Genomic DNA, 8,144 nt, shown 5'->3' on the forward strand with positions numbered 1-8,144 from the left:
AGGTGGAATTTCCACCGAAGCATTAACTGAAGATGAATTAAATGTACCTTACACCTATGAAAATCTTCAAAAAATGGGGAGTAACATCGGATCTGGCGGAATGATAGTAGTTTCTTCACAAAGAAATCATTTAGAAATCGTTAAAAATGTCTCCGACTTTTTCCGAGACGAAACATGTGGAACGTGTTTCCCATGTAGAGAAGGAAATAAGAACATAAACAAAATCGTATCGGATATATATAAAAGAGGATATCCAACTTCACACGAAATAGAAATAATCTCTGATATACAGTACGCGGTAAGCTCTGCAGCACGTTGTGGATTTGGAGAATCTTCTTTGAACCTTATTCTCTCCATATTTGAGAAATTTTACACAAAGAAGGTGGAAGTATGAAAGTAAAGATAAATAACAGAGAATATGAATTCGATCAGGAAATTAGTATTTTAGACGCCACAAAGAAAGCTCACATAAAAATACCTACACTTTGTTACTCTGAAAAACTTGAACCTTTTGGAAGTTGTAGACTTTGCTCAGTTGAAATAAAGGGGGAAAGAACCTTAAAACCAGCTTGTGTAACAAAAATAACCGATGGTATGGAAATTTTTACTCATTCTCAAAGAGTAAGAAAGACAAGAAAAACTATCATGGAATTGATAATAGCTTCTCATGGAATAAATTGCAACTTAAATTGTCTTACATGTTCAAAATCCGGCAGTTGTGAGATAAAAGAGGTTGCCGAAGAAATAGGTGTAACTGAAATAAGGGTCCCTCCAATATCTAATGGTCTACCAGAAGATAGAAGCAGTTATTCAATTGTGAGAGAACCACAAAAATGTATCGTTTGTAACCGGTGCGTCAGAAAATGCTCAGAAGTCCAGTCGGTTAACATATTAACGATTGCAAATAGAGGGCCAGATACATACGTGACAACTTTCATGGACAAAGGTATGGGGAACGTAGATTGTACAAATTGTGGGCAATGTATTTTAGAATGCCCCACAGGAGCATTACACGAGGTCTACCAAATGGATCAAGTATGGGCTGCTCTCTCTGACGAAAGTAAATATGTAATCGTGCAAACGGCTCCTGCCGTTAGAGTTGCAATAGCTGAAGAATTCGGAGCGGAACCAGGAAAAATCGCAACAAAACAAATGGTTGCGGGCTTAAGATTGTTAGGATTTGATAAAGTCTTCGATACTAACTTTGCTGCTGACTTAACGATAATGGAAGAAGCAAATGAATTCATTGAAAGATTCAAAAATAATGGAAAGCTTCCTTTATTCACGTCCTGTAGTCCCGGATGGGTTAAATTCTTAGAACATAATTATCCCGAATTTATTGATAACCTTTCATCGTGTAAATCTCCTCAACAGATGTTTGGAGCTATTGCCAAAACATATTATGCAAACAAATTAGGAATCTCAAAAGAAGATACGGTTGTCGTTTCTGTCATGCCATGTACCGCCAAGAAATTTGAACGAGTTAGGTCAGAAATGAAGGGTGATGTTGATTATGTATTAACTACCCGTGAATTGGCAAAAATGTTTAAACTAGCTGGCATAGATTTGTTGAACGTTCCACAGGAGGAGTACGATGAACCTCTAGGTATCTCTTCTGGTGCCGGTGCAATTTTTGGGGCAACGGGTGGTGTTATGGAAGCCGCTTTGAGAACTGCTTACGAAGTAATAACCGGTAAGGAATTAGAAAAATTGGACTTTGAAGCCGTTAGAGGCATTGAAGGAATAAAGGAAGCTACCGTAGAAATTGATGGAATAAATTTAAAAGTAGCTATCGTGAATGGTTTAGGGAATGCCCGAAAGGTTTTAGAAATGATCAAAAACGGTGAAAAAGAATTGCAATTTGTGGAATTCATGGCATGTCCAGGTGGGTGTATTGGTGGAGGTGGACAACCTATCCCAACAAACAATGAAATACTTCTAAAAAGGATGCAAGCGATATACGAAGTTGACAGATCCCTGCCAATAAGAAAATCTCATGAAAACCCCGCTATCAAAACTTTATACAAAGAATTTCTAGAAGAACCATTAAGCGAGAAATCTCATGAATTGTTGCACACAACTTATCTTGCAAGGAGTTAATAAGGGCCTTTTGGCCCTTATTTTTCAATAGGCAAGAACAATGAAAACACAGTTCCTTTTCCAACTTCACTCTTCACTTCTATTCTTCCATCATGAGCATTAACGATCTCTTTAACAATTGCCAGTCCTAATCCAGTACTTTTTTCACTGCTTGTCCTTGCTTTATCTCCCCTATAGAAACGATCGAATATTCTATTTAAATCTTCTTTAGGAATACCTCTACCAGTGTCTTCTATAGATATTTTAGCAAAATTACCTCTTTTAACAGAAGAAATAGTAACTTTTCCTTCATCCGTATACTTTAAAGAATTATCTAAAATATTTATAATAGCTTCTTTTAATTTATCTTTATCTGCCCTGATATATAGCTCTTCCAACTTTGCAACTTCTAATGCTAAACCTTTGTTGTGGTACAAAGGACTAACTTTTTTTATTACTTCTCCCAACAAAGATTTCAAATTAGTTTTGGTAAAATTGTAAAATTGAGTTTTGTTATCACTCCTGGCTAAAAATAGCAATTTATCTATAATTTCTGACATATAAGAAGTTTCTTCTAAGATCAACTCTAAAGATTTTTTATACTCCTCTATCGACCTGTCTTTTTTCAAAGATAAACTACTTTCCGCTTGTATTATCGAAAGTGGGGTTCTTAAATCGTGAGAAACATCTGCGGTGAATTGCTTCTGTTGCTCAAAAGCTTTTTCAAGTCTCGAAATCATTTGATTCAATGTGGAAGCTAACCTTCCTAACTCATCTTGCGTTTTTACTTTTATCCTTTCATTTAAATTATTTTCTTCGATATTTTTTGCCGTATCTATAATTTTTTCAACAGGTTTAAGAGAACTATCGGCATAAAAAAATCCCCCTATCCCAGCCAGGATCATTACCAAAACACCAGTTGATATCAAAATCATTTTCAAACGAGCCAAAACATTCTCTATCTCATTAGTAAATCTTCCAATGATTATGACAACATTCGAATTTTCTTTTAGCTTTGCAGTTGAAACATAAAATCTAGTGTTCCAATTGAAGTCGGTGGTTAAATTGAAGAAAAATGTTTCGCCTGCATTGGCTTTTTGTACCTTCCCCTGAATGTCTGGTATTTTTATAAGATAGCCATAAAACCTTAATAAACTAGCATCATCACTATAAATGTAAATCATTTCGTTTGGCAACGCTTTTATATTTTCAATATCTTCAACATTTTCTGTTTTTTCTAATACTCCTTTAAAATCACCCATTCTTGTCAACAAAAAATTATCAATATTATCATATAGGCTGTAGCTTAAAGCATAATAAGAGCTTAGCCCAAATACTAAAAGCAAAATGGCCATTATTAGTAAGTACCAAACGGTCAGTTTGAATTTTATGCTCTTAAAAAAACCTAAGATACCGTTAACCTGTAACCAGCTCCTCTAACAGTTTCTAGAATTTTACCCTCTTTATCTCCAATTTTCTTTCTCAATCTTCTTATATATACATCTATAACGTTTGAATTCCCTTCAAAGTCGATATCCCACATTTTCTCCTCAAGAATAGTCCTTGTAACTACTATTCTTGGGTTTCTCATAAAATACTCTAAGATATTGTATTCCTTTGGGGTTAATTTCAATTTTTTCTCTCCCATCCAAACCTCTCTTGTTAAGGTGTTTAAAGTTAAATCCCCCACTTTAAGAATCGGGTTGCGGGTAAAACTTTCTCTTCTTAGCAGAGATCTAACCCTTGCAAATAATTCATCGAAATCAAAAGGTTTTACCAAATAATCGTCTGCTCCGGAATCTAAACCCTTAACTCTGTCTCCCACACTATCTTTTGCAGTTAGCATCAATATTGGAGTATTGATATTTTCTTTCCTTAAATTTTGACAAACGGTTATCCCATCTTTTTTTGGTAGCATTATATCTAAAATTATCAAATCGTATGAAGAATATTTTGCATAGTTTTCTGCTTCTTCTCCATCGTAAACAACGTCGATACAGTATCCTTCTTCCGTAAGTCCCCTTTTTATTATATTAGCAAGTTTTTCTTCATCCTCAACGACAAGGATCTTCATAATTATTCACCACCATAATTAATATTCTATCACAACTAATTTTCTGACTTTCAAATTAAAGTTTTATGAAAAAAATAACTTTTTAATCGTTGACGAGCCACATGAAAAAAGCTGCTATTGGAGCTATCGTCAAATTATCGTTTAATAAATTACCAAACCCCTCCACCACAGTTGCCGAAAGAGCGCCCACAATCAAGCTCACATAACTAATTGGTAAACCGATCAAATTCATGTAAACAGCTCCTGATGCAAAAGAAATGAAAAAACACGCTAAACTTCCTTCCACCGACTTCCCTTTCAACCATTGATGTTTACCCCACTTTTTTCCGACCAATACAGCCCAGGAATCTCCCAGTGCTAACATCACAATAGAGATCAAAGAGTATGGAACGGGGAACAATCCCGTAATAGCTGAACCCATAAGAAAATAACTTGTTCCGGAAATTTTATGAGCCTCTTCGCTTTTTCCAACAGGTTTAAAAATTTTCTTCAAAAACTCATTTATACTTTTTGAGTATTTTCTTATTAATTCGAGAGAAAAAGCAATTAAACCAGCAATTACAACAATATATCTAAAAACTACAGGACCCCAAAGTGGGTAAGCAAGCGCTGGGAACAAAAGGCCCATATAACGCCAGATCTTTCTTCTAACAAAATTATCTTTTAAAGGTTCTTTTACCTCTTGGAAAGCTCTTTTCAAATTCTCCCAACCTTTAATAAAAAGCCAAGCCACCAAAATAATAGTTAAGATCGTACCCAATAAATCCATAGTACCTCTCAAATATCCTATCAAAATAACAAAGGGCCACAGAAATGACAAAACGAACATTATCCCCTTACCAAAAGTAAGCCATAACGTTCCAGCTAATATACCAAAGGCGGCAGACTCTAACGGGAACAAAACAACAAAAGACCCCACAGCTGCTGCTACCCCAACACCACCTTTACCCTTTAGCCAAATAGACCAAGAATGACCTATTATTGCTACTAAAGCAAGTAATGGCCACCAACTCTTACCTATACCAAGCAAAAAACCGATTAAAATAGCTAAAACCCCTTTGGTTGAATCTCCTGTAAAAGATAATACACCTGCTACGGGTCCGGCTATTTTCCAAGCGTTAGTTGTGCCGACATTTTTAGTTCCTTCTTTTCTAATATCCTTTCCAGAAAAAATTTTCGCAAAAATGAAACTCCATGGTATCGAACCGATAAGATAAGCCGCAACCAACGAGATTAAAAATCTCATATCGATCACCTCTTATTTTTAATTATACTCTACTTTTCAAATCTTTAGAAAAAATGAGAAAAATCGACTTAATCAAAGATATTTGGATTTAATTGGATTACATTGACCATAATCAAGTAAAATCAAGGTTGACTTTTTGTTTATTTTGATTTAAAATGGATATGAATAAATTCGATTTTAGAATGAATTAATTAAAGGAGCTAAAAAACATGCCAGTTAAAATTTCTTTTATAGGAGCAGGTAGTGTCAGGTACACAGTGAAATTAGTAGGAGATTTAGCAAAAACAAAGGAATTAAATGGAAGTTTAATCTCTTTCATGGACATCGACGAAGAGCGATTAAATGCAGTAGATAACCTCGCTAAAAGATACACAGAAGAAATAGGTGGAAATCTTAAATTTGAGAAAACTACCAACCGTGAAGAATCATTAAAAGATGCAGACTTTGTCATAAACACGGCATTATACAGAGCACCAGGTCATGAAGATGGTTATGTAAGTTACGAAATCATGAGAGATGTTGGAGAAAAATATGGTTACTACAGAGGAATAGATAGTCAAGAGTTCAACATGGTATCGGATTATTATACGTTCACAAACTACAATCATCTGAAATTATCCTTAGATATAGCCAAATCAATTGAAAAAATATGTCCGAATGCATGGCTTATGCAAACCGCTAACCCCGTTTTTGAAATTACACAATTGATTAAAAGACTGACCAACGTGAAAGTAATAGGTTTTTGTCATGGGGTTGTAGGTGTCCAAGAAGTTCTAAAAACTTTAGGATTAGAAGAAAAAGAAACTGATTGGCAGGTAGCTGGTGTAAACCATGGAATATGGTTAAACCGATTTCTATACAAGGGCGAAGATGGTTACCAAATCTTAGACAAATGGATAGAAGAAGAATCAAACAATTGGGAACCAAAAGACCCGTGGGATACCCATTTAGCTCCGGCAGTTATCGATATGTACAAATTCTATGGATTGTTACCCATAGGAGACACAACTAGAAACAGTACTTGGAAACATCATCATAGTTTACAAGCAAAAAAGAAATGGTATGGAAAGTTCGGAGGGATAGACAACGAAGTTGAAAGACCGAAGTTTTATGAAGAATTACGTCAAATAAAAAGAATGATAATTCAAGTCTCGAAAGATCCGAGCATCAAAATAACAGAAACCTGGTCTGAAGAGTTCCCAAAAGAAAAAATGAGTGGCGAACAACAGATACCTTTTATAAACGCTTTAACTAATGATGTTGAAGCAAGATTATTCCTGAATGTTTTGAATAATGGAACGATAAAAAATATTCCTGACGATGTAGTTGTAGAAGTACCTCTAAAAGTTAACAAAAATGGAATGTTCCCTGAAAAGATAGAACCAGATTTACCAGAAAAGATTAAAAATTACTATATAATCCCCAGAATCACAAGAATGGAAATGGCATTAGAAGCCTTTATTACAGGAGATAGAAAAATCTTAGAAGAAGTTTTAGTAAGAGATCCAAGAACCAAAAATTATGATGATATCCCTAAGTTGTGGGATGAGATATTTGATCTTCCATTTAACAAGGAAATGAAGGAACATTATGGAAGATAATAACGTGTTTAATAGAAAAGGACCTAAAGCATGTTTCATAATTTTCAAAAACATGAAGAATTGAAGTAGAGGAGGTTGGAAAAATGTCTTTTTTGGACGAAAATTATTTACTACAAAACAACACTTCGAAGATCTTGTATAATTCAATCAAAGATCTCCCTATCTTAGATGCTCACAATCACGGGGATGTGAAGGAGATCGTTGAGAACAAAGGTTGGGATGATATCTGGCAAGTTGAAGGAGCCACCGATCATTATGTGTGGGAATTAATGAGAAAAAGAGGTGTCCCCGAAGAAAAGATAACTGGAAATGCTTCAAATAAGGAAAAGTGGATGGCATTGGCTGAAGTTTTCCCTGAGTTCGTTGGCAATCCTACATACGAATGGATACACCTCGATCTAAAAAGAAGGTTTAAAATAGAGGATACCATTTCAAAGTATACGGCTGAAAAGATATGGCAAGATACTTTTTTATTACTAAAAAGTGAAAGTATGAAACCTCAACGATTACTAAAAGAAATGAACGTAGAAATAATGTGTACAACAAATGATCCAACAGAGGACCTCTCATATCATGAAAAAGCTAAAGATATTGAAGGAATAAAGATTCTCCCCACTTGGAGACCCGACAAAGCTATGAACATTGAAAAAGAAAATTGGAAAGATTTTGTAGAAAAGTTAGGAGAAATAACAAAAGAAAATGTTGAACGTTTTGATGGGTTTTTAAATGCCCTTTACAAGACACACACAAAATTTGATGAACTTGGTGGTGTTTCGAGTGACCATGGGATATTTGAACCGATTTCATACCCAGTTGACAAAGAAAGAGTAAACGAAGTATATGAAAAAGCATTTTCAAAAAAAGAGTTAACGAAACAAGAAATTTCAGACTTCAAATCCTTTATGTTCTATGAATTTGGGACGATGAATGCTGAAAGCAATTGGGTTATGCAATTACATATTGGTGCGGTGCGAGATTATAGAGACAAGTTATATAATACTTTGGGGCCAGACACCGGAGGAGATATTTCAACTAGCAACGTTGACTTGGCAAATGGGTTAAAATACTTTTTAAACCAATTTGATGAAAAATTGAAAGTTGTTTTGTACTGTTTGGATCCATCGCTATTTCCAACCGTTGCCAC

Annotated in this window: 7 protein-coding genes; 4 read left to right on the forward strand and 3 right to left on the reverse strand. The window is 34.9% G+C overall.

What is annotated here, in order from left to right; genetic code table 11:
- Both AA81_RS05850 and AA81_RS05855 read left to right on the forward strand, forming a co-directional pair.
- Positions 1-394: NADH-ubiquinone oxidoreductase-F iron-sulfur binding region domain-containing protein (locus AA81_RS05850; RefSeq protein WP_281256292.1), on the forward strand; the 394-nt coding region annotated here is incomplete at its 5' end.
- Complete coding sequence (locus AA81_RS05855; RefSeq protein ID WP_103898514.1) at positions 391-2,100, forward strand: NADH-dependent [FeFe] hydrogenase, group A6; 1,710 nt, start codon at positions 391-393, stop codon at positions 2,098-2,100. The genes AA81_RS05850 and AA81_RS05855, both read left to right, overlap by 4 nt.
- A 17-nt stretch (positions 2,101-2,117) precedes the next feature.
- Here the strand turns inward: AA81_RS05855 and AA81_RS05860 are convergent, their stop codons facing one another.
- The 3 genes from AA81_RS05860 to AA81_RS05870 all read right to left on the reverse strand — a co-directional run bounded on the left by AA81_RS05860 (position 2,118) and on the right by AA81_RS05870 (position 5,399).
- On the reverse strand, positions 2,118-3,434 hold the full coding sequence (locus tag AA81_RS05860) for a sensor histidine kinase (RefSeq protein WP_103079439.1): 1,317 nt from the start codon (positions 3,432-3,434) through the stop codon (positions 2,118-2,120).
- Positions 3,435-3,484: 50 nt separating this feature from the next.
- On the reverse strand, positions 3,485-4,153 hold the full coding sequence (locus tag AA81_RS05865; RefSeq protein ID WP_103077075.1) for a response regulator transcription factor: 669 nt from the start codon (positions 4,151-4,153) through the stop codon (positions 3,485-3,487).
- A gap of 82 nt (positions 4,154-4,235) precedes the next feature.
- Positions 4,236-5,399, reverse strand: coding sequence for a glycerol-3-phosphate acyltransferase (locus AA81_RS05870; RefSeq protein WP_103898515.1), 1,164 nt, complete (start codon positions 5,397-5,399; stop codon positions 4,236-4,238).
- A gap of 209 nt (positions 5,400-5,608) precedes the next feature.
- Here AA81_RS05870 and aglA point away from each other — a divergent pair, with 209 nt between their 5' ends.
- Complete coding sequence (gene aglA, locus AA81_RS05875; protein ID WP_103898516.1) at positions 5,609-7,000, forward strand: alpha-glucosidase AglA; 1,392 nt, start codon at positions 5,609-5,611, stop codon at positions 6,998-7,000.
- 83 nt (positions 7,001-7,083) lie between these two features.
- Positions 7,084-8,144: glucuronate isomerase (uxaC, locus tag AA81_RS05880; RefSeq protein ID WP_103898517.1), on the forward strand; the 1,061-nt coding region annotated here is incomplete at its 3' end.

It is taken from the genome of Petrotoga halophila DSM 16923, assembly GCF_002924615.1.